Raw genomic sequence first — 20,234 nt, forward strand, 5'->3', positions numbered from 1 at the left:
GTTAGCCGCGGCGCACCAGCAGCACGCCCGATTCCATATGGTGGGTATAGGGGAACTGGTCGAACAGCGCGCAGCGTTCGATGCGATGAGTGTCGTGCAGCTGGGCGATGTTCTGCGCCAGCGTCTCTGGGTTGCAGGAGATGTAAAGGATGCGCTCGAAGCGACGAGTCAGCTCGCAGGTGTCCGGGTCCATGCCGGCGCGGGGCGGGTCGACGAAGACGCTGCCGAAGTCATAGCTCTTCAGATCGATGTCAGCCAGCCGGCGGAACGGGCGTACCTCGTTCAGCGCCTGGGTCAGTTCTTCGGCGGAGAGGCGCACCAGGCTGACGTTATAGATGCCGTTATCGTCGAGGTTGTGCAGGGCGGCATTGACTGAAGACTTGCTGATCTCGGTGGCCAGTACCTTGCGCACGCGTGTGGCCAGCGGCAGGGTGAAGTTGCCGTTGCCGCAGTAGAGCTCCAGCAGGTCATCGTCGCGCTCGCCCAGAGCATCAAAGGCCCAGTTCAGCATCTTCTGGCAGACCTCGCCGTTGGGCTGGGTGAAGGCGCCTTCCGGTTGGCGATAGCGGAAGGTGCGGCCAGCGACCACCAACTTCTCTTCCACGTAATCACGACCGATGACGATGCGCTTGCCTTTGGAACGGCCGACGATGCTCGCACCGAGCTGCGCCGCCAGCTGTTCGGCCTCGGCCTGCCAGGCGTCGTCCAGCGGTCGATGATAGGCGAGGGTGATCAGCGCGTCGCCGCTGAGCGTGGTCAGGAACTCTACCTGGAACAGCTTGAAACTCAGCGTCTCGCTGGCCATCCAGGCGGCTTTCAGTTGCGGCATCAATTCGTTGATGCGGCGGCTGGCGATGGGAAAGTCGTCGATCAGGATCGGCGTGCGGTTGTCGCCCGGCTCGAACATCGCGTAGTGGCGCTGACCATCCTCGCGCCACAGACGGAATTCGGTGCGCAGCCGGTAGTGCTCGCGCGGCGAATCGAAGACTTCCGGCGCTGGCGCGTCGAACGGCGTCAGCAGTTCGCGCAGCCGCTCGGCCTTGGCAGCGAGTTGAGTGTCGTAGGTGGCGGGGTCGAAGCGAAGATGAGTCATGGTGGCGGCCGTTGCGTGGTGGCCGCGGCGTGTCCGCGCGGCGATCGATGACGAAGGCTGGGCTCGCGCCCACCGATGGGGGCGCCGATTGTACGGAGCTGGGGCGGTATTGTCAGGGGCTGCACGGGCTCCGGCTACGAGTGGGGGAGGTGGGCTGAAGCCCACCCTACGCTAATGAAGCCCGTAGCTCGTAGGGTGGGCCGGGCGGTGTTCCGCTTCAGCCCACCACTCCCAAGCGAAGCGATCAGCCGTTGAAAAAGCCCAGCTTGATCACGAACAGAATCGAGAGGATCCACATCGCCGGGCTCAGTTCGCGCCAGCGGCCGGCCAGCAGCTTGACGGCGGTCCAGGCGATGAAGCCGAAGGCGATGCCGTTGGCGATAGAGAAGGTCAGCGGCATGGCCAAGGCGGCAACCACCACCGGCGCGGCAACGGTCATGTCGTCCCAGTCGATGCCGGCCAGGCTGCTCATCATCAGAACGGCAACGAACAACAGCGCGGGTGCCGTGGCATAGGCCGGCACGGCGCCCGCCAGCGGCGCGAAGAACAGGCTGAGCAGGAATAGCAGTGCCACCACGCAGGCCGTCAGGCCGGTGCGTCCGCCGGTACTGATGCCGGCTGCCGACTCGATGTAGCTGGTGGTGGTGGAGGTACCCAGCGCCGCACCGGCCATGGTGGCGGTGCTGTCAGCCAGCAGGGCGCGGCCAAGGCGCGGCATCTTACCGTCCTTATCCAGCAAGTTGGCCTTCTGCGCCACGCCGATCAGCGTGCCGGAGGTGTCGAACAGATCGACGAAAAGGAAGGCGAAGATCACGCTGATCAACCCGATATCCAGCGCGCCGGCGATATCCAGCTGCATGAAGGTCGGCGCCAGCGATGGCGGCATTGAGACCACCGCATCGAGCTCCGACAGCCCGAGCAGGATCGACAGTCCGGTGACCAGCAGAATGCCGATCATCACCGCGCCGGTGACCTTGCGATAGGCCAGCGCGGCGATGACGAAGAAGCCCAGGCAGGCCAGCAGCGGGCCGCCGGCGCTGAGGTCGCCCAGGCCCACCAGGGTGGCTGGGTTGTCAACGACGATGCCTGCATTCTTCAGCGCGATGATCGCCAGGAACAGGCCGATACCTGCCGCAATGCCGGCGCGCAGCGGCAGAGGAATGCTGTGGATGATCCATTCGCGGATCCTGAAGATCGACAGCAGAAAGAAGATCACACCGGAGAGGAACACCGCACCCAGCGCCGTCTGCCAGGTGTAGCCCATGGTCAGCACCACGGTGTAGGTGAAGAATGCATTCAGCCCCATGCCCGGCGCCAGTGCGATCGGGTAGTTGGCCAGCAGCCCCATGATCGCCGAACCGATCGCACCCGCCAGGCAAGTCGCGACGAACACCGCACCATGGTCCATGCCGGCTTCGGCGAGAATGCTTGGGTTGACGAAGAGGATGTAGGCCATCGTCAGAAAGGTGGTGATACCGGCCAAAAACTCGGTGCGCAGCGTGGTGTTGTGCGCTTTGAGTTGGAACAGCTTCTCCAGCATGGTGAATCCCCTTGTGTGCCGGTCGTGGCCTGGCGGTTGGGTAATGTCTGCCTCTCGGGACAGTCTCTCGCTACAGCAAAGCCTATAAGCGGGTTGCGCGCCAAGGCGGGGCATCTTACACCGGCCCCGCAGAGGGTTGAATTTCCCATTGCGTGACCAGCGGGTATCGCCAGCTGGCGCATCGATGCCCTTCGCCCTTTCGGGCAGTCGCTCATGAGTCACTCCGTCATCCGGCTGAACGTTCTTCCCGCCTGGGCAGTCGTACGCCAAGACGCACGGACAGCGCACCAGATGCCTGAGGTCCTCGGCGAACCTGCGAAGAACAGGTCGCGGACGACTCCCGAACCGTGAGGCTGCCATGAGCGAAACATCTCCTGCTGCAGGTGGGATTGCCGCCTGCTCCATTACCCTTGAGTTAAATGGCGAGAGCCGCCAAGTCGAGGTCTATCCCTGGACCACGCTGCTCGACCTGCTGCGCGAACAGCTGTCGTTGACCGGCACCAAAAAGGGCTGCGACCACGGTCAGTGCGGCGCCTGTACGGTGTTGCTCAATGGCAAACGGATCAATTCCTGCCTGACCCTGGCGATCATGCACGACGGTGCGGAGCTGACCACTATCGAGGGCCTGGCCCGGAACGAAGAACTGCACCCGATGCAGGCTGCCTTCGTCAGCCACGACGCCTTTCAGTGTGGCTACTGCACGCCGGGGCAGATCTGCTCGGCTGTCGGCCTGGTTGCCGAGGGCCATGCACAGACCCGTGATGAGCTGCGCGAGCAGATGAGCGGCAACCTGTGCCGCTGCGGCGCCTACCCGAACATCCTCGCGGCCATCGAAGACGCGATGCCGCAAACCCGCGTCCGCCTGACCGCCGTGCGGGAGGTGAAGCCATGAATCCCTTCAGCTATGCGCGCCCCTCCGCGATCGATGAAGCCATCAGTCTGTTTCGCCCGGACAGCCGTTATATCGCCGGTGGCACCAATCTGCTCGATCTGATGAAGGAAAATGTCACCCGTCCGGCGCAGTTGATCGACATCACCCAGTTGCCGATGAGCGATATCGAGGAAACTGCCGAAGGCGGTCTGCGTATCGGCGCGCTGGTGAGCAATTCGGAGCTGGCCTGGCATCCGCTGGTGCAACGACGCTATCCGTTGCTGTCCCAGGCGATTCTCGCCGGGGCGTCGCCGCAGTTGCGCAACATGGCCACCACCGGCGGCAACCTGTTGCAGCGCACCCGTTGCTACTACTTCTACGACAGCACCACGCCGTGCAATAAACGAGAGCCCGGCAGCGGCTGTTCGGCGCGTGGCGGCCTCAACCGCATCCACGCGATTCTCGGTCACAGCGAGGCCTGCATCGCGGTGCATCCCTCCGACATGTGTGTGGCGCTGGCAGCGCTGGATGCCGTAGTGCATGTCCAGGGCCCACAGGGCGAACGGCGTATCGCCTTCGCCGACTTCCACCGCTTGCCTGATGATGCGCCGGAGCGCGACAACACCTTGGTCGACGGCGAACTGATCACTGCGGTCGAACTGCCGGCGCAGGGCTTTTCCGCGCATTGCAGCTACCTCAAGCTGCGCGACCGCGCCTCCTATGCGTTCGCCCTGGTCTCGGTCGCAGCCGCGCTGGAAATGGACGGCGGCACCGTTCGTGACGCCCGTCTTGCCATGGGGGGCGTGGCGCACAAGCCTTGGCGCAAGCAGGAAGCCGAAGCGCTGCTGGTCGGCAAGGCGCCGGACGCGTCCACCTTCACCGCCGCGGCCGATGCATTGCTCGAAGGCGCCAGCGGTTTCGAACACAACGCGTTCAAGATCGAACTGGGCCGGCGCGCCATTGTTCGCGCCCTGACCGACGCTGCCAAAGGAGCCGCCCGATGAAACCCGCCACTTCCCCATTCGGCCAGCCCATCGACCGCGTCGACGGGCCGCTCAAAGTTACCGGCCAGGCACGCTATGCCAGCGAGTTCCATGTGCCGGGGCTACTGTATGGCAGCGTGGTCAACAGCAGCATCGCGCCCGGTCGGATCGTCAATATCGATGCCAGCGCGGCCGAGGCGGTGCCCGGCGTGGTGCTGGTGCTGACCCACCAGAATCGTCCGCCAATCGCCAGCTATGACGAGCCCTACGAGGACGACGATGCGGCGGAAGGTTCGCCGTTCCGTCCGCTGTACAACGACCGCATTCTCTACAGCGGCCAGCCGATCGCGCTGGTGGTGGCTGAAAACCTCGAACTGGCCCGTTATGCAGGGAGCCTGGTGCGGGTGGAGTACGAGCGCGAGCCTCACCGGACCGACCTAATCAGTGAACTGGAAAGCGCGCACAAGGCGCCGGCCGAGCTGCCGCCGCCGCGTGGCGATGTGGACGCTGCCCTGCGTGGCGCGCCGCTCAGGCTGGAGCTGGAATACAGCACGCCGGTGGAGCATCACAATCCGATGGAGCCGCACGCATCCACCGTCCACTACCTGCCCGAAGGCAAGCTGGAGATCTACGACAAGACCCAAGGCGTGCAGAACTGCATGCGCTATCTGGAAGGCGTGTTCGGCATGAAAGGCAAAGTCCGCGTGCTCTCGCCCTTCGTCGGCGGCGCTTTCGGCTCCGGTCTGCGTCCGCAGTATCAGCTGCCGCTGGCGGTGATGGCGGCGCTCAAGCTCAAGCGCTCGGTGCGCGTCACGCTCAAGCGCCAGCAGATGTTCACCTTCGGTTATCGCCCGCGGACCGTGCAGCGTTTTGCCATTGGCGCGGCGGCCAACGGCCAGTTACAAGCGATCCACCACCAGGCGATCGGCCAGACGTCGTCGTTCGAAGACTTCACCGAACATGAAGTCGAGTGGTCGGGGATGCTTTATCAGTGTCCGAACGTGAAGCTCGATTACCAGCTGGTGCCGCTGGACGTCTACACGCCGCTGGACATGCGCGCGCCCGGCGCGGCCATCGGAGTTTATGCGCTGGAATGCGCCATGGACGAGCTGGCCTATGCGGCGATGGTCGATCCGTTGACGCTGCGCCTGACCAACTACACCGAGCGCAATGGCAACGAGGACAAGCCCTATTCCAGCAAGGAACTGCGTCAGTGCTACGAGCAGGGCGCCGAGCGCTTCGGCTGGTCGCGCCGGTCGATGGAGCCGCGCAGCATGCGCGACGGCAACCAGCTGATCGGCTGGGGCTTGGCCACGGGCGTCTGGGAGGCGATGCAGATGCCGGCCAGCGCCAAGGCCTGCATCGAGCCGGATGGTCGGTTGGTGGTCAGCAGCGCCACGGCGGATATCGGCACCGGCACCTACACGGTGATGACCCAGATCGCGGCGGCCGCCATGGGCTTGCCGATGGAGCGCGTGGAGTTCCGCCTTGGCGATTCGAACCTTTCTCAGGCTCCGCTGGAAGGCGGCTCGGCGACCGTTTCATCGGTGGGTAGCGCTGTGCAGCAGGCCTGTGAAGCGCTGTGCCAGAAGATACTGGATACCGCTCAGCAGACGCCGGTGTCACCATTCACCGGGGCCAAGCTCGACGACGTGGAATTCATCGACGGTCAGTTGCGATTGAAAGCCGCGCCCGCGCATAGCGTTGCGATCGAACAGGTCGTCGCCGTCACCGGCGTGCTCGAGGCCGAGGTGAGCATCAAGCCTGGCGAGAAGCGCAACGAATATGCCACTGCCACGCATTCGGCCGTGTTCGTCGAGGTGCGGGTGGACGAGGTGTTGGGTACCGTCAAAGTGACCCGCGTGGTCAGCGCCGTGGCGGCCGGGCGCATCGTCAATCCGAAGACGGCTGGTAACCAGATCGTTGGCGGGGTGGTCTGGGGCATCGGCCAGGCGCTGCACGAGGAAACCATGATCGACCATGCGCTGGGCCGCTACATGAACCACAACCTGGCTGAATACCACGTGCCGGTGAATGCCGATATCGGCGACATCGACGTAATCTTCGTCGAAGAGAAAGACGAGATCGTCAACGCGCTCGGCTCCAAGGGAGTCGGCGAGATCGGCATCGTCGGTGTCGCGGCGGCGGTGGCCAACGCCATCTATCACGCCACCGGCAAGCGAGTGCGGGATTTGCCGATCACGATGGATAAGTTGCTCTGAAAGCAGCTGGACGCTGTAAGTGTCTCTGGTGGGCTGAAGCCCACCCTACATTGGCGGGCGCGGAACGCTACAGTCCGTAGGGTGGGCTTCAGCCCACCACCATAGAGTGATACTGGCGGCCATCTTGGTGTCTGAAGCGGAGCGCCGCCGGTCCATCCTGGGTGTTCAGGCGAGCCGGTGCCTTGCTCACGCCTTGATCGCCCGTAGGATGACGAACTTGGGCGTCGCCGCCACCTGCTCGACCTTGCCGAACAGCCGTTTGAGCTTCAGGTGATAGCCCAGGTGGCGGTTGCCGACGATCCACAGCTCGCCGCCCTTGCTCAGTGCGGATTTGGCCTGAGTGAACATGCGCCAGGCAAGGAAGTCGCCGACCACTTGCTGCTGGTGGAAGGGCGGATTGCACAGCACCAGGTCCAGCGAGTCCGCCGGTTGTTCGGCCAGGCCGTCGCCGGCGCGGATCTCTGCCGGGCGTTCGCCAAGGATCGCTTGCCAGTTCTCGCGGGCCGATTGCACCGCCATGTAGCTTTCGTCCACCAGCGTCAGCCGTGCCTGCGGGTTACCCAGTGCATAGACGATGCCGAGCACGCCGTTACCGCAGCCCAGATCGGCCACGCGCAAGTCGCCGAGTGCCTTGGGCAGGTGTGGCAGAAAGGCGCGCGTGCCGATGTCCAGGTCTTCACGACAGAACAGGTTGGCGTGGTTGAGCAGTCCGATGGCGGGCTGATCGAGGCGGTAGCGCGTGGGGTAGGGCGACGTCGGCATCGGTTTTTCAGCGGGCGTTGCCGTCAGCAAACGGGCCTTCTTCACTGCCAGCGAGGCCTGCACCGGACCGATGTATTTTTCCAGCAGGTCGCCCGCCGCGCGCGGCAGATGCTTGATCATCGCTGCGGCGATCACCTGGGCGCCGGGTGCCAGCTGGCCGTGCAGGCGGATCAGCTGTTCTTCCAGCAATGCCAGGGTTTTCGGCACGCGGATCAGCACGAAATCGAACGGGCCGCTGGCGATCTGGCTGGCGGGCACGAAGACGATGCTGTCGCTCGGCAGGCCGTTGCGTGCCAGGTTCTTCTGCAACCCCAGGTGCGCTAGATGGGAATCGCCGCTGCTGGTCACCTGTGCATGGCACGCCAGCGAGGCGGCCAGGGCGCCGAAACCGTCGTTGAGAATCAGAATCCGACTGCCGGCCGGTAGGCCCTGCTCGTGTAACTGCCTCAGCAGATATTCATCGGCCGCGTCGAAGGCCTGTAGCGGTTCGTTCGGTTGTTCGGGCTGGCGGATCAGATCGAGGCGCGCATAGGGGGATTCGAGAATAGGCATAAGAACTGGCGGTGTTTGTCGGCGTCGGAAAGGTGTATCAAGGGCTTCACCCTCGAATCCGCAGATGTCCGCGAAGGGAGCGAAGTATGACCGTCAGCGAAGAGAAGTTCACCCGCCAGCGCCTGCTCAGGGTGCAGACGCTGACGCCCAACCTGTTCACCCTGCGTACTACACGCGATCCGGGCTTCAGATTCACCGCCGGGCAGTTCGCCCGGCTGGGGGTGCGCAAGCCCAGTGGCAGCATCGTCTGGCGGGCTTATTCAATGGTGTCGGCACCGCACGACGAATTTCTCGACTTCTTTTCCATCGTGGTGCCGGACGGCGAGTTCACCAGCGAGCTGAGCCGGCTTAAGGTGGGCGACGAGCTACTGATCGACAAGCAGGCGTTCGGCTTCCTAACCCTGGACCGTTTCCCCGACGGGCGCGATCTCTGGTTGCTGGCCACCGGCACGGGGCTGGCGCCATTCCTCTCGATCCTGCAGGGCCTTGAAGTGTGGGAACGCTTCGAGCGCATCGTGCTGGTCTACAGCGCGCGCACCGAGTCGGAGCTGGCCTATCAGCAACTGATCCACGAATTGCCGGAGCGCGAATACCTGGAAGGGCTGGGCAGCAAGCTGACCTATTTGCCGGTCGTTACACGCGAGCAAGTGCCGGGTGCGCTGAACGGGCGCATCACCACGCTGATCGAAAACGGCGAACTGGAACGCGCCGCCGATCTGAAGCTTGACCCCGAGCATTCGCGCATCATGCTTTGCGGCAACCCGCAGATGATCGAAGACACCCGCGCCATCCTCAAGACACGCGACCTCAACCTGGCTCTGACCCGCAGGCCGGGGCAGGTGGCGGTGGAGAATTATTGGTAAGGGGCTAGCTGGAAGAAAAAGCGACGTAGGTAACGCGGGATGGTCGCCAATAAGTAGGGTGGGCTTCAGCCCACCGATGTTTTTTCAGTCCGGCCCTTGCTGCGGGGGGCTAAAGCCCACCCTACGGGCTTAGCCTCAACCTCTTAAACGAAAAGCCCGCACCGGACTATCCGGCGGGGGCTTTTGCTTTCAGCTTCAGGCGTCCAGCTTCAAGCTGCCGTTAAACGACACCTTGAGCCAGCATGGCGTCGGCGACTTTGACGAAGCCGGCGATGTTGGCGCCTTTGACGTAGTTGATGCGGCCGTTTTCTTCGCCGTAGGCGACGCAGGCGTGATGGATGGACTGCATGATGCCGTGCAGCTTGGTGTCCACCTCGCCGGCGGTCCAGTGCAGGCGCATAGCGTTCTGGCTCATCTCCAGGCCGCTACAGGCCACGCCGCCGGCATTCGATGCCTTGCCCGGTGCGTAGAGGATGCCTGCTTCAATGAACAGGTCGACCGCTTCCAGGGTAGAAGGCATGTTGGCGCCTTCGGCCACGCAAATACAGCCGTTCTTCAGCAGCGTGCGGGCATCTTCGCCGTCCAGTTCGTTCTGGGTGGCGCACGGCAGGGCGATGTCGCACGGCAGGCCCCATGGGCGCTGGTCGGCCAGATAGGACACCCCGAAGTGGGCGCCCATTTCTTCCAGGCGACCGCGACGCACGTTTTTCAGATCCATGAGGTAGGCCCACTGCTCTTCGGTCATGCCGTCGACAAAGTGCAGGGTACCGCCCGAGTCGGAAAGGGATATGACCTTGCCGCCCATCTCCATGACTTTCTGCGCGGCGTATTGCGCGACGTTGCCGGAGCCGGAAATCGAGACGCGCTTGCCTTCGAAGCTGCTGCGTACGCTCTTGAGCATCTCTTCGGCAAAGTAGACGCAGCCGTAGCCGGTGGCTTCCGGGCGAATCAGGCTGCCGCCGTAGGCCAGGCCCTTGCCAGTGAGGACCGAGGTGAACTGGTTGGACAGGCGCTTGTACTGGCCGAACATGAAGCCGATTTCGCGGCCGCCGACACCGATGTCACCGGCCGGCACGTCCAGATCGGCGCCGATGTGGCGGTACAACTCGCTCATGAACGACTGACAGAAGCGCATGACTTCGTTGTCGCTCTTGCCCTTGGGGTTGAAGTCCGAACCACCCTTGCCGCCGCCCATGGGCAGCGAGGTCAGGGAATTCTTGAAGACCTGCTCGAACGCGAGAAATTTAAGAACGCCGACGTTGACCGAAGGGTGGAAGCGCAAGCCGCCTTTGTATGGGCCGATGGCGCTGTTCATCTGAATGCGGAAACCGCGGTTGACCCGTACCTGACCCTGATCGTCGACCCAGGGCACCCGGAACATGATTGCCCGCTCGGGCTCGACCATCCGCTCCAGAATCCCGGCCTGCATGTAGCGCGGGTTGGCTTCCAGGAAGGGCCAGAGGCTGCGAACGACCTCTTCTACGGCCTGATGGAACTCTGGTTGATGGGGGTCGCGCTGCTTAACACGGGCAAGAAAGGCGTCAACGGATTCGATCATTTAAAGAGCCCTCGTCGGACCGCTAGCAGCAGTCATTAAAATTTTTTTGGGCGGCGACTCTAACAAACAACTTTTGCACCGTGAAGGTGCCACATGGTCCGAAGTGTCGCATCTTGGTGCGTGAATGGTCCGGCGCGGCTGTGAACTGCGTGCCACGAAGCAAGGAACTTCGGTGTGCCCGTATGACCGAAAAAGGAGGCGTGCGCGCCCTGGCGCGGCGCTGGAGGTCTGTTGCTGGTCTCGAATTCTCAACTGCCGGAAGAAAACCAAGGGGTGCAAGTGATAGTTGTGATCATGGGCGTATCTGGAAGCGGCAAAACGACCATTGGCGAGCAGTTGGCCGCTCGCCTGGGGTGCGGTTTCTCGGATGCCGATGAGTATCACGGACCTGCCAACAAGGCGAAAATGGCCGCCGGAATCCCCCTCACCGACGAGGATCGCCAGCCATGGTTGCAAGCGATGCATGAAGCCATCGCCGAACGGGCACGTCAGGGAAAGGATCATGTTTTCGCCTGCTCGGCACTCAAACGTCGATATCGCGACGTACTGCGTGGCGAAGTTGCCGATGTGAGACTGGTGTTTCTACAGGGGCCTCGTGACGTGCTGGAGGAACGCATCGCCAATCGTCGCGGGCATTTTTTCGCCTCTGCGTTGCTGGATGATCAGCTCGCCAATCTCGAGCCGCCTGAGAAGAGTGAGGCGCTGATCATGGATATCCGCCAGGCACCGGACGCGCTCATCGAGCAGATCGTCAAGGCGCTTGCTGCGACAGGATGCAACCAGGGCTAGCGTTATGGCTCGCTTGGCCGCATCGTGGCTCGGCGCTTCTGATCGGTAAGAAAGCCATACGAAAACGGAGCCTTTCGGCTCCGTTTTCGGTTGTGTTACTGCGCTAACTTCTTGTATTTGACGCGATGCGGCTGAGCGGCGGCGTCGCCCAAGCGCTTCTTGCGGTCGGCCTCGTACTCGGTGTAGTTCCCCTCGAAGAAGATGATGTCACCGTTGTCCTCGTAGGAGAGTATGTGCGTGGCGACCCGGTCCAGGAACCAGCGGTCGTGGGAAATCACGATCGCCGCGCCGGGGAAGTCCAGCAGCGCTTCTTCCAGTGAACGCAACGTTTCCACGTCGAGGTCGTTGGACGGTTCGTCGAGCAGCAGCACGTTGGCGCCTTCCTTGAGCGTCAGCGCCAGATGCAGACGGCCACGCTCACCACCGGACAGGTCCTTGACGAACTTCTGCTGGTCGCCGCCCTTGAAGTTGAAGCGCCCCACGTAGGTGCGCGAGGGGACTTCATAGTTGCCGATGCGGATCATGTCGGAGCCATTGGACACCGCTTCCCATACCGTCTTGCTGCCGTCCAGGTCCTCGCGGCTCTGGTCCACGCAGGCGACCTGCACGGTATCGCCGATCTCGATGCTGCCCGAGTCCGGCTGCTCCTTGCCCATGATCATGCGGAACAGCGTGGATTTGCCCGCGCCGTTGCCACCGATGACGCCGACGATGGCGCCCTTGGGCATGCTGAACGAGAGGTCTTCGATCAGGATGCGGTCGCCGTAGCCCTTGGTCACGTTCTTGAAGTCGATAACCTTATCGCCCAGACGCGGGCCGGCAGGGATGTAGATTTCGTTGGTCTCGCTGCGCTTCTGGAATTCCTGGGACTGCAGTTCCTCGAAGCGCTGCAGGCGCGCCTTCGACTTGGCCTGACGAGCCTTGGCACCCTTGCGGACCCACTCCAGCTCTTCCTTCATGGCCTTTTCGTGGGCCGATTGCTGCTTGGATTCCTGCGCCAAGCGGTTGGACTTGGCTTCCAGCCAGCCGGAATAGTTGCCCTCGTAGGGAATGCCCGCGCCGCGGTCTAGTTCGAGAATCCAGCCAGCGACGTTGTCGAGGAAGTAACGGTCGTGGGTGATCGCCACCACGGTACCGGGGAAGTCGTGGAGGAAGTGTTCCAGCCAGGCTACCGAATCGGCGTCCAGGTGGTTGGTCGGTTCGTCCAGCAGCAACATGTCCGGCGCCGACAGCAGCAGACGGCAGAGCGCGACACGGCGCTTTTCGCCACCGGACAGGTGTCCAACCGTTGCATCCCACGGCGGCAGGCGCAGGGCATCGGCCGCGACTTCCAGCTGGCGCTCGAGATTGTGACCATCGCTGGCCTGCAGAATGGCTTCGAGCTTGGCCTGTTCGGCGGCCAGCTTGTCGAAGTCGGCATCGGGTTCGGCGTAGGCAGCGTAGACCTCATCGAGGCGCGCCTGCGCGTCCTTGATGCTGCTGACTGCTTCTTCAACTACGTCGCGAACCGTTTTGCTCGGGTCGAGCTCGGGTTCCTGGGGCAGGTAACCCACGTTCAGGTCGGGCATCGCCCGCGCCTCTCCGTCAAACTCCTTGTCAACGCCGGCCATGATTCTCAACAGCGTGGATTTACCCGCGCCGTTGAGGCCGAGTACGCCAATCTTGGCGCCAGGGAAAAAGGATAGAGAAATGTTCTTGAGAATCTCGCGCTTCGGCGGAACGACCTTGCTCAGCCGATGCATGGTGTAGACGTAAGAGCCTGTTTTGCCTGATTTGTCACTTTTGGACATGGTTTGATTCGCCTTTAATCCTGTGTCTTCAGTGCTTTGAATGGTAGCGGCAAGCGCTTAAATTAGGAAAATAAAACGTTAGGTTTGCGCTGGCCAGCCGATGCGCCTGACTATACTTAGAAAAAGTTAATTTTTATGAGGGAGCAACATGGGTTTGCAAGTCATAGAGCAGGTGGTGAATGCTGCTCGAAGAAAGATGCTGGTGCAAGACTGCATCCCGGTCTACTACCCCAACCTATACATCACCATGGAGCACTCGGGCAGAGCCCTCGAAACAACCAAGAAGTACCTTGAGCATCTGGCTGTGTTTGAGGAGTTTCTGGCGTTTTCCTCCATTGATCTGATTTCTCACCTCGAACAGCGCCCTCACAGCCGGTACCTGACAGACAGTGAGCTTTCAAGGTTTGTGTCGGACGCGGGGTTCAGCAAGGAAACCTTGGCCATGAAGTATGCGGGGATGCGCTTGCATCCGACCGCCTACAAATCCGTTGGCAAAGTCCATGCGCAGCAGCGAATCGAGGCGGTACGCGACTATCTGGCCTTCCTCTATGACAAGTTGGGTGATCACTCAACACGATATGAGGCGGTTGACGATCTGAAGAAGCGCATCAACCGCAAGATCAAAGCGGCCAGCCCTGCGTGGAAAAAAACGCGAACGGACGAAATGAAGGGGCTTACTGCCCAGGAGCGAACTCGGTTGCTGGAAATCATGCATCCGAATAGCGCCGAGAATCCCTTTTCAGATGACGCCATCAGGCTGCGTAACTACATCATTTTGCTGTTGGGTCTCGACATGGGGCTGCGACGCTCCGAGATGCTGCTGATCAAGACCAGAGATATTCACTGGCACAGTCGTCAACTGGCGGTGGTCAACCTCGAGGATGAGAGCATCGATCCACGAACCATGGCCCCGCAATTCAAAACCCACGAGCGCATGCTGGTGATGACCGATGACCTGTATGACGCGATCACTGAGTACGAATCGAAATATCGCCACAGAAAGCCCCGTAGCGGCACATCGCAAGCAAGGAAGCATCCGTTTTTGCTGGTGGCGCACAAGCGAAATGAGGGCGGGCCTCTGACCATCAAGGCAGTGGATGGCGTTCTGTCGAGGGTTCGAGAAATAGCGCCGGAACTGGCTCATGTGCACCCGCATATTCTCAGGCATGACGCGGTCTACACCATGCTGGAAAGCATGCGTGAGGAGCTGGCAGCGCTCACGCCGGAGGATCGCACCACGCAAGTTCAAAAGACCCTGACATGGATGTTCGGCTGGAGTCCCGAGTCGAACATGCCCGGCCTCTACGGCGCAAAGTTCTGGAAGGAGGAGGCAGACAAAGCGATACAGAAACGGGCCGAGCGGTTTACGTCCAGCCGTCATAAGGCCGGCATGACACCAGGAGGTTCAGCGTGAACATCGCCGTCGAAGCACTTCAGGCCCCCACAAAGGACAGCCTCGATGCATGGCTGAGCACGCCTCGCCTGGCGAAATGTGGGGAGGTGTTCACACCGACTCACCCCATGTGGAAACCCGATAAATCGGCCACACACCCAGTCAACTGGAAAGCGGCCCTCGCCTGCGTCTCGCCGGATTGGCAGCCCTGGTTGCACGCCGCCATGGCCTATCGAATGGCTGATCATGCAACGGGCTCGGTTGCTAAAGTCGCCAGTGTGTTGTCGCGGGCTGCTCAGGCCGGTCTTGACCCGCTCAACGAGGATCACCTGATCGCTCTGCGGGAGCGCTTTAACGTCAGCGAGTTCAGTCAGTTAGCCGCTTTCATGGCGTTTTGGCGCGACTGCGAATCCCTCGAACAACGTCCGCCGCAATCCCTGATCGAGGCCTACCAGGCACTGCCCAGAAAAAAGAAATCCAGCCACGATGTGATCCTCAGCCTGGACCCCGAACAGGGCCCGTTCACCCAGGTGGAGCAGGACGCGCTGCACCAATGGATACATGAGCAGTTCTGTCACGGTCAGCTAGATCCCGACCAATACCTGTATCTGCGCCTGTTGATGATTTACGGGCAGCGTGGCGCTCAGGTGCGCATGATGGTGTTTGGTGATTTAACGAAGACCGATCAGGGCTGCAAGGTCAGGTTTCATTGGGCAAAGCAAAAACACGGCGAGGCGGGTTGGCGAGCCAAGTCCGAAACCTTCAGTCTGGATGAGGACCTGTACAACACCGTGCAGGCCTACAAGGCCATGGTTCTGGCGCAACTCTGGCAAACCTATCCAGACCGCGCCTACTGGGATGCAGCCATTGAGAATGTGCCGCTCTTTCGTCGGAAGATAGATGATGAAGCAGAATTTTTGGAACGGGTGAATCCCCCTGTTTTACTCGATAGCCCTCTGCAAAAAGCCCTCGAAGAGGCGCCGCAGCCAATCTTTCATGTTGGAGCAGGCACGGTTCAGGCATGGCTTGATCGCATCGAGCGGATGGAGGGCTTTCCAATTTCGCCTCGCACCCATCAGCCGCTGAAAGTGACGCGGGGGCACCGGTTCAGGCACACCCTCGGCACGGACTTGTCCAATGCCGGGCTGGATGAGTGGACGATGGCCAGCGCATTGATGCACAACAATACTCGGACAGTACGAAAGTACCGCCAGGTGTCGCCGGAGCTGCTGGCCTTGATCGACGCGAAGATGAGCGACCATCTGGCCTTGGTTGTGAATGCGTTCACCGGGATCATCGTCACGGATCGCACCTCAGCAAAAAACGGGGATCGAGCGGATCGACAAATCGAGGATCTGGCAGTGTGCGGTGCCACTGCCGCCTGCCATCTCGATGCGCCCTTTACCTGTTACGCATGCGGAAAATTCCAACCCCTTCTGTACGCCAATCACCGCGCGGTTCTTGAGCGATTGGAACGTCGGCGGGCGCAAACCATTGCCACGGATAAAACGACCGGCGTGCTCTGGGATCGGGCCATTCTGGCGTGCCGCAAGGTGATTCTGGATTGTGAGGCCACGCGCCAATCAGGGAGGAAAGGCGAATGACCGATGCGTTTGATTCTGAACTGACGAACAACATTGTTGATTTCAAGCCCAGGAGCCAACTGGCTACGGAGGCTCAGCTCACGGCGTTTATCGAATGGGCAAAACAGACCCTGCCCAAAGGCATTCCCAGTCGCGTGCACTCGAGTATTTGCTGGGAAGACGGCAGTTGGCACAAGCATGGCGTCCATAGCTGTAGCTTCACGGCGCTGGGATCGACCAACGCAGCCCCAAAGGCGATACAGGCACCCTTCACGGAGTTTGCCAAGGCCATCATGGTGTACCGACGGGTGTATTTGCAGAAAAAGGCAATTAAAGACTGGCTGACTGCCCTGAAGGTGCTGGAAGCCGCCTTGGTCGAGCTGACCGGCACGCGGGATGTGACGCAGGTGTCCGCCGCTGTCTGCAATAAAGCGTGCGAGCACCTGAGTCGTCACTGGGCAAAATGCAACAACGCATACGTTAGCAGCAAGGCACTTGAGGCGCTCATCACCCTGATGCGGGCCAAAAAACTGCTCAAGGCCGATTTTCGGTGGACCTCTCCGCTGACGATGAAGTCGCGTGGCACGCTCAAGCAGCAAAAAGCGGATCGGGAACAGAAACTGCCCAACCCCGAAGCGATCAAAGCGCTCGGGGAAGTGTTCACTAACGAATTGACCCGCCCTCTGGATATCGTTGTGACATCCGCCTGTGCGCTGTTGCTGAGCGCCCCGAGTCGCGTGGGTGAGTTGGCGGATGTTGAATTGGATTGTCGGGTGTTCAAAGAGGATACCCACGGCAACCGGCGCATGTTCCTGCGCTGGTACGCGGAAAAGGTAAACCAGGTCACGCTGAAGCCAGTCGTTAAGCCCGAGATGGAGCCGGTCGTCGAGCGGGTCATCACCTTACTGAAACCGATCACCGATGAGGCGCGGGCTTACGCCGCCTGGCTGGAAGAGCATCCCGATGAGTTTCCGCCCCATGAAGGGCTGCCACTCAAGGGGCCTGATGAACCGCTTACCTATGCCGAAGCCTGTGCCGCGCTGAAACTCAGTGTTCATGAGAGCCACAACCCGCGAACAACATTCCAAAATGGTTTCCTAAAACCCATGGAGAAGAAAAAGGCGCTCAGCCCCGCCGCCCGAGCCCTCTTGGCCGAGATTCGTGATGGTTTGGATGCCAGTAGAGGGAAGCGGATATACGTGAAGGACAAGCCAGGAGTCCAGGGTGTTGAGTTTGACGACCGGTGTGTGATCACGCTGCGCACGCTCAATGCGCTGCTGCGTGAGAAGTATCTCCCAAAGGATTTTCCCTACACCACGCCGTACACGGAGGGCAAGGCGCGGGTGAAGTTTCGTGATGCCTTGTTCACCGTGCGCACGGGAGCGCTGGCTGAAGACGCAGGTGGCACTGCTGTGACGCACGGGTTTGGCGTAGAGATCGCGGCGAACCCTAACCGAATGAAGGCGCAATTGGGCGGTTCGAACAAACCGAAAAGGAAAAGCCTGTTCGAGCGCTATGGCTATCCCGGCGTCAAGGTCAACACGCATGCGTTTCGGCACGAATTGAACACGCGGATGCACGAGGCCGGTCTGTCGCAGCTCCTGATTGACGCCTTCTCTGGACGCACGACGATGGGGTCTATCTACAACCATGAGACCATCGAGGATCGTACTCAAAGGGTTGCGGCTTACCACCCCAAAACGAAGCACAGCACCGCTGCTCAGCGTCTGGACAAGGTCAAAACCAATCAGCCGCTGACCCTGGCGGAGGTGAGGGAACTGCGCGAGGGTGAGCAAGACCGCATTATCCATCAAACCCATCTCGGCGTTTGTGCACACAACTTCGCATCCGAGCCCTGTCCGAAAATGGGTGCCTGTTTGGACTGCGGGCGGCTCGGTTGCGTCAAAGGGGATGACGTGAAGCTGGGCAACCTCATGGAAGAACGCGACGACCTTCAACGCCGCCTAGATAAAGCCATGGATGCGCAGTCTCGTGGTGTGTTTGGAGCATCAGAGTCTGCCAAAAAACTGGGTGAGAAGCTCTTTAAGTGCGAGGCGCTCATCCAAACGCTGGAAAACCCCGAACTCGAAAACGGTGACATTGTGTGGAACGCCGACAACGGTTGGACGCTGACCAAGAACGCCGCCGCAATGTCGGGGTTGATCGAAGTCAAAGTCATTGAAGAGAACCAGGCGCAAGAGGCGTTGCCATCGTTGGATGACGTCTTAGCTTTGCTTGATGAGATCGAGGGTTAACGATGGGGCATTTAACGCCAAAGGATGAGAAACGCATCATTAAGCTGATTGAGGAATGGTCAGAGCCGAAGCTGACTTGGCCTTTGCTCGTTGAGGCCTGCAAAGAGAAACTGGGTATCAGTCGTGCTCGCCAGTCCCTGATGAATCTACCTGCCGTGGATTTAGCGATGAAGAATTGCAAGGCGGCATTGAAGGCTCAGAAGCTGAAGCCGGGCTGGATTAGCGATATTCAGGCCGCTAACGAGCACATTGAGAAACTGACAGCGAACAATCAGAAGCTGTTAGCTGCTGTTCGAGATATGCGTAGCCGGTTTTTGATTTGGCAAGCCAATGCGGATATGCACGGGCTAACGCAATCGATGTTGGAGCGGCCGGTTTCACAGCTTCAAAAGAAGATCTGATCCGGTGTTCGGAAACTTGTACCTGGAAAAGACTCATGGCAGCTACGTCCTGAAATTCAAGCACTCGGATCATGCTCCGCGCTACGTTCTGGAAGGGGACGAATTGATGATCCGGCCGTATTGCAAGCCATAATCAGGGATGCGGGTACCAGAGGAGCAAAAGTCGCAGATCACATAATCATGGCTACCGTCGCCAGCGATTTAATTTCCATGCTCACACCTGAATAATTTTCTTGTGAATGAAGCGGTCTGTTGCAGCTGGCCAACAATGACCGCTTTTGACCGCTTTGAGCCTTTCGGATTAGGCAGGAATCGGCCCAGAGTGTGTAAAAACATCCCGGTAAACCCTTGCTATGATTTCCGAGAATCTCATCGCAAGGGACGCCCATGAAACGGTTTATCCAGGGTGAACATCGAGGTCAAAGCACCTTACTTCCCGAAAGCCTCGACGACTACGTCAGCGATACCAATCCGGTTCGGGTGGTTGACGTTTTCGTCGATGAACTCGATTTGGCCAATCTAGGTTTTGATGGCGTCATTCCAGCCGAAACCGGCAGACCTGCCTACCACCCGGCGATCCTGCTGAAGATCTACATCTACGGTTACCTAAACCGAATTCAATCGAGCCGACGTCTGGAGCGAGAAGCCCAGCGCAACGTCGAACTCATGTGGCTAACCGGGCGTTTGATGCCCGATTTCAAGACCATCTGCGGATTCCACGCCATTCGGACACTCAGCCCACGCTGATCCGGACACCTGTTCCACGTTCATTCGGACAGGCAGTCGGAGCGCAGCGACGCAGGGGTGGCATTGTTAGTCTGAGGTGCCCGGCGTCGTCAATTTCTGCGTCCGTTTGCGCATTGATTCACCCTCCAGATTGATCCGATAAGCGTTGTGCACCAGGCGGTCGAGGATGGCATCGGCCAGGGTCGGATCGCCGATCAGTTCGTGCCAGTTGTCCACCGGCATCTGGCTGGTGACGATGGTCGAGCGCTGGCCGTAACGGTCGTCCAGTAGCTCCAGCATGTCGCGCCGTTGCTCGCCGGTGAACGGGGCCAGGCCCCAGTCGTCGAGGATCAGCAGGTCGGTCTTGGCGTAGCTGCTCATCAGCTTGGCGAAGCGGCCGTCGCCATGGGCCAGACCCAGTTCTTCCAGCAAACGTGGCAGGCGCAGGTAGCGCACGCTGTAGCCCTCCCGGCAGGCCTGGTGGGCCAGGGCGCAGGCCAGCCAGGTTTTACCGACACCGGTGGGGCCGCCGATGATCAGGTTGAGGCCGTCGCGCAGCCACTGACCACTGCTCAGTTGCAAGATCAGCGCCTTATCCAGTCCGCGCGGGCTGCGGTAGTCGATGTCTTCGAGGCAGGCGTTGTGCTTGAGCCGGGCCTGGCGCAGGCGGCTGCTCAGGCGCTTGTCATCGCGTTCGGTCAGCTCGCGGTCGACCAGCAGGCCGAGGCGTTCTTCGAAGCTCAGGCTGTCGATGTCCGGGGTTTTCAGTTGTTCATTCAGCGCCTTGAGCATGCCGTGCAGGCGCAGGGTTTGCAGCTTGTCCAGGGTCGGATGGGGCAGCATGGTGGGATTC

General features: G+C 60.7%; 15 protein-coding genes and 1 pseudogene. 10 read left to right on the forward strand and 6 right to left on the reverse strand.

Going from position 1 to position 20,234, the window contains the following annotated elements:
- Nucleotide 1: 1 nt before the first annotated feature.
- Both trmA and NA647_RS17255 read right to left on the reverse strand, forming a co-directional pair.
- Nucleotides 2-1,093, reverse strand: a complete 1,092-nt coding sequence (trmA, locus tag NA647_RS17250) for a tRNA (uridine(54)-C5)-methyltransferase TrmA (RefSeq protein ID WP_256058784.1) — start codon at nucleotides 1,091-1,093, stop codon at nucleotides 2-4.
- A gap of 244 nt (nucleotides 1,094-1,337) precedes the next feature.
- A complete protein-coding gene (locus NA647_RS17255; RefSeq protein ID WP_256058785.1) occupies nucleotides 1,338-2,633 on the reverse strand; it encodes an NCS2 family permease in 1,296 nt (431 codons plus the stop codon).
- Between the two features lie 358 nt (nucleotides 2,634-2,991).
- On the opposite strand from NA647_RS17255, the gene NA647_RS17260 reads away from it, so the two are divergent.
- Genes NA647_RS17260 through NA647_RS17270 form a run of 3 tightly spaced genes read left to right on the forward strand, consistent with a single transcriptional unit; the run spans nucleotide 2,992 to nucleotide 6,709 of the window.
- A complete protein-coding gene (locus NA647_RS17260; protein WP_256058786.1) occupies nucleotides 2,992-3,525 on the forward strand; it encodes a (2Fe-2S)-binding protein in 534 nt (177 codons plus the stop codon).
- Entirely contained in the window at nucleotides 3,522-4,508 is a 987-nt protein-coding gene (locus tag NA647_RS17265; protein WP_256058787.1) for an FAD binding domain-containing protein, read from the forward strand. The genes NA647_RS17260 and NA647_RS17265 overlap by 4 nt, the downstream gene beginning before the upstream one ends.
- Nucleotides 4,505-6,709, forward strand: a complete 2,205-nt coding sequence (locus tag NA647_RS17270; RefSeq protein WP_256058788.1) for a xanthine dehydrogenase family protein molybdopterin-binding subunit — start codon at nucleotides 4,505-4,507, stop codon at nucleotides 6,707-6,709. Before NA647_RS17265 ends, NA647_RS17270 begins: the two co-directional genes overlap by 4 nt.
- A 186-nt stretch (nucleotides 6,710-6,895) precedes the next feature.
- Here NA647_RS17270 and NA647_RS17275 read toward each other — a convergent pair whose 3' ends face one another.
- A complete protein-coding gene (locus NA647_RS17275) occupies nucleotides 6,896-8,023 on the reverse strand; it encodes a methyltransferase (RefSeq protein ID WP_256058789.1) in 1,128 nt (375 codons plus the stop codon).
- 86 nt (nucleotides 8,024-8,109) lie between these two features.
- Between NA647_RS17275 and NA647_RS17280 the strand changes: the two genes are divergently transcribed.
- Nucleotides 8,110-8,886 carry a ferredoxin--NADP reductase gene (locus tag NA647_RS17280; protein WP_256058790.1) on the forward strand — a complete coding sequence of 259 codons (777 nt, stop codon included), beginning with the start codon at nucleotides 8,110-8,112 and terminating at the stop codon, nucleotides 8,884-8,886.
- A 220-nt stretch (nucleotides 8,887-9,106) separates the two neighbouring features.
- Here NA647_RS17280 and gdhA read toward each other — a convergent pair whose 3' ends face one another.
- A complete protein-coding gene (gdhA, locus tag NA647_RS17285) occupies nucleotides 9,107-10,444 on the reverse strand; it encodes an NADP-specific glutamate dehydrogenase (RefSeq protein ID WP_256058791.1) in 1,338 nt (445 codons plus the stop codon).
- A 231-nt stretch (nucleotides 10,445-10,675) separates the two neighbouring features.
- Here gdhA and NA647_RS17290 point away from each other — a divergent pair, with 231 nt between their 5' ends.
- Complete coding sequence (locus NA647_RS17290; protein ID WP_256058792.1) at nucleotides 10,676-11,233, forward strand: gluconokinase; 558 nt, start codon at nucleotides 10,676-10,678, stop codon at nucleotides 11,231-11,233.
- A gap of 95 nt (nucleotides 11,234-11,328) precedes the next feature.
- On the opposite strand, the gene ettA is transcribed toward NA647_RS17290, so the two are convergent.
- A complete protein-coding gene (ettA, locus tag NA647_RS17295) occupies nucleotides 11,329-13,023 on the reverse strand; it encodes an energy-dependent translational throttle protein EttA (protein WP_256058793.1) in 1,695 nt (564 codons plus the stop codon).
- A 148-nt stretch (nucleotides 13,024-13,171) separates the two neighbouring features.
- Here ettA and NA647_RS17300 point away from each other — a divergent pair, with 148 nt between their 5' ends.
- From NA647_RS17300 to NA647_RS17320, 5 genes and pseudogenes are all read left to right on the forward strand, one after another.
- Nucleotides 13,172-14,437: a site-specific integrase gene (locus tag NA647_RS17300; protein WP_222910700.1), complete on the forward strand. Its 1,266-nt coding sequence runs from the start codon at nucleotides 13,172-13,174 to the stop codon at nucleotides 14,435-14,437.
- The gene (locus NA647_RS17305; RefSeq protein WP_256058794.1) at nucleotides 14,434-16,020 is read left to right on the forward strand and encodes a tyrosine-type recombinase/integrase; all 1,587 of its coding nucleotides are present in this window, start codon (nucleotides 14,434-14,436) and stop codon (nucleotides 16,018-16,020) included. Before NA647_RS17300 ends, NA647_RS17305 begins: the two co-directional genes overlap by 4 nt.
- Nucleotides 16,017-18,254: a hypothetical protein gene (locus NA647_RS17310; protein ID WP_256058795.1), complete on the forward strand. Its 2,238-nt coding sequence runs from the start codon at nucleotides 16,017-16,019 to the stop codon at nucleotides 18,252-18,254. Before NA647_RS17305 ends, NA647_RS17310 begins: the two co-directional genes overlap by 4 nt.
- 2 nt (nucleotides 18,255-18,256) lie before the next feature.
- A complete protein-coding gene (locus tag NA647_RS17315; protein ID WP_256058796.1) occupies nucleotides 18,257-18,655 on the forward strand; it encodes a hypothetical protein in 399 nt (132 codons plus the stop codon).
- A 387-nt stretch (nucleotides 18,656-19,042) separates the two neighbouring features.
- Nucleotides 19,043-19,372: pseudogene (locus NA647_RS17320) on the forward strand (transposase); the annotation flags it as partial.
- Between the two features lie 96 nt (nucleotides 19,373-19,468).
- On the opposite strand, the gene istB reads toward NA647_RS17320, so the two are convergent.
- Nucleotides 19,469-20,224, reverse strand: a complete 756-nt coding sequence (gene istB / locus NA647_RS17325; RefSeq protein ID WP_256058797.1) for an IS21-like element helper ATPase IstB — start codon at nucleotides 20,222-20,224, stop codon at nucleotides 19,469-19,471.
- Nucleotides 20,225-20,234 lie beyond the last annotated feature (10 nt).

This window comes from Stutzerimonas stutzeri (genome assembly GCF_024448985.1).
Classification (GTDB): Bacteria; Pseudomonadota; Gammaproteobacteria; order Pseudomonadales; family Pseudomonadaceae; genus Stutzerimonas; species Stutzerimonas stutzeri_AP.